The organism is Oleiphilus sp. HI0067, from assembly GCF_001635735.1.
On record NZ_LWFI01000475.1, the window covers coordinates 1 to 1,659 of the forward strand.

Consider the following 1,659-nt stretch of genomic DNA (forward strand, 5'->3'; position numbering starts at 1 on the left):
CCTACTCTCTCTTGGTGCAGAACTCATCCCACGAGATGTATTTATGGAAAAAATACAACACGGAATGAAACACAAGGAAGCGTTATCTTGGCGCTTTGATGAAGATATTCTTGATCAAATACTAGCAAGCTGAGGCACCCAATGAGCCATCTCGAAACTATGGTTTTTTATGCCACACCAGAGCATGACTGTAGCTATCTACCCGGCGCAAAGGCGACCACGATGTTTGCTGACCCCAACGCAAACATCAGTAACAATGTATATAAACAGCTCTCTGAATTAGGGTTTCGTCGAAGCGGTAGTCATTATTACCGTCCCCACTGCTTACAGTGCAATGCATGCATTCCTGTCAGAGTACTCGCAAACGAGTTCAAACCTAGTCGCAGCCAAAAACGCGTTTTAAAAAATGCGCAAGGCATTCAAGCCCAAAGCTTGAGTGCAGATTTTCATGAAGATCATTATTTACTGTACGAAAAGTATATTAATGCACGCCACGTAGATGGAGATATGTATCCGGCTAGCCGAGAGCAGTATCGATCGTTTCTAGTCGACGGACGCGACTGCACTCGCTTTGTAGAATTTACACTAGAAGGCCAACTGCTTGGCATTGCGGTCGTGGACGAATTAGATGATGGGCTATCTGCCATCTATACATTCTTCGATCCAGATGTCGAACATCTAAGCATTGGTACCTATGCCATCTTGTGGCAATTGCTTGAGGCCAAAAAACGTAATCTACCGTATGTATACCTAGGATATTTCATTAAAGAATGCAGAAAAATGTCGTATAAAACGGCTTTTAAACCATTCCAAACACGTATTGATGAACGCTGGCTTACGATTGAAGAACTGCAAGCTATCAGTGAAAAGTATAAGTAAATGTAAAAGCACGAAACTGATTTTGCGAATCGCGCGAGTTTCAGGCAAAATGTCGCTTTTTTAGGCGGGGGTCAACCAAAAGACCTCCACAATAAGCGCCTCAGGCGCTATTAATAGCTCAAATGAGGTTACGCTTTAATGGCGAAAGAAGATGTCATTGAAATGGAAGGTACAATCGTAGATACCTTGCCGAACACAATGTTTCGCGTAGAACTAGAAAATGGTCACGTTGTGACTGCTCACATTTCTGGAAAAATGCGCAAGAACTATATCCGTATTCTTACAGGTGACAAGGTTAAGGTGGAAATGACACCTTATGACCTGACAAAAGGCCGCATCACATACCGTGCACGTTAAAATAAAAAAGGGAGTTTAACTCCCTTTTTTATTACATCGAGATCGGACGCTGCATCTATACTGATGCAGCTTCTTCTTTTTCATATTCAAAAACGACCTGCTCTTTCTTGCTGTCATATTTGACATTCACGTCACCACCTGACGACAGGTGACCAAACAAGATTTCCTCGGCAAGCGGTTTCTTCAACTCTTCCTGAATCAAGCGTGACATTGGGCGAGCACCCATTTTTTCGTCGTAGCCTTTTTCAGCAAGATACACTTTCACTTCATCATCAACATGCAAAACAACGCGTTTTTCATCAAGTTGGGCTTGCAGTTCCGTTAAGAACTTGTCGACGACATAGCAAACAGTATCGCGCGCCAAAGGAGCAAATTGAATAATACTATCCAGACGGTTTCTAAATTCTGGCGTAAACAACTTAT

At 42.7% G+C, this 1,659-nt stretch carries 2 protein-coding genes and 1 pseudogene; 2 read left to right on the forward strand and 1 reads right to left on the reverse strand.

Annotated features, from left to right (window positions below; genetic code table 11):
* Positions 1-141: 141 nt before the first annotated feature.
* Both A3739_RS05750 and infA read left to right on the forward strand, forming a co-directional pair.
* Positions 142-879 (forward strand): arginyltransferase, encoded by a 738-nt coding sequence (locus tag A3739_RS05750; protein WP_068476483.1) that lies wholly within the window; start codon positions 142-144, stop codon positions 877-879.
* 138 nt (positions 880-1,017) lie between these two features.
* Positions 1,018-1,236, forward strand: coding sequence for a translation initiation factor IF-1 (gene infA, locus A3739_RS05755; RefSeq protein WP_068476485.1), 219 nt, complete (start codon positions 1,018-1,020; stop codon positions 1,234-1,236).
* Between the two features lie 55 nt (positions 1,237-1,291).
* Here infA and clpA read toward each other — a convergent pair.
* Positions 1,292-1,659 (reverse strand): annotated as a pseudogene (gene clpA / locus A3739_RS05760) (ATP-dependent Clp protease ATP-binding subunit ClpA); the annotation flags it as partial.